This window comes from Bacillus sp. SIMBA_074 (assembly GCF_046534555.1).
Classification (GTDB): Bacteria; Bacillota; Bacilli; order Bacillales; family Bacillaceae_G; genus Bacillus_A; species Bacillus_A mycoides.
In genome coordinates this window covers 1-236 of the sequence record NZ_JAWRYM010001220.1, presented here as the reverse complement: position 1 = coordinate 236, position 236 = coordinate 1, and the positions used below count along the sequence as shown (strand labels likewise).

Sequence of the window (236 nt, the reverse complement as noted above, 5' to 3'; positions counted from 1 at the left end):
CAATATAATTAATAAAAATACAACGAATCTGGAGTGAGAGATTCATGCGCATTCACCCATTCTCTTTGTACCAATACGCCGAAGTCGTCGATCTGTGGCTACGAGCAGGTCTGCAATTATCACGTTCCGATACCGTCGAGGGACTCCGCCAAAAGCTAGAGCGTGATCCCGAGCTGTTTTTGGTCGCAATAGCTGAAGCAGGCAATATAGTTGGTGCTGTCATGGGCAGCTACGAC

Annotated in this window: 1 protein-coding gene; it reads left to right on the top strand. The window is 47.5% G+C overall.

All coding sequences use genetic code 11. From position 1 onward, the window contains the following. Positions 1-44: 44 nt before the first annotated feature. A partial coding sequence (locus SB773_RS34610; protein ID WP_486304341.1) for a GNAT family N-acetyltransferase occupies positions 45-236 on the top strand: 192 nt, incomplete at its 3' end.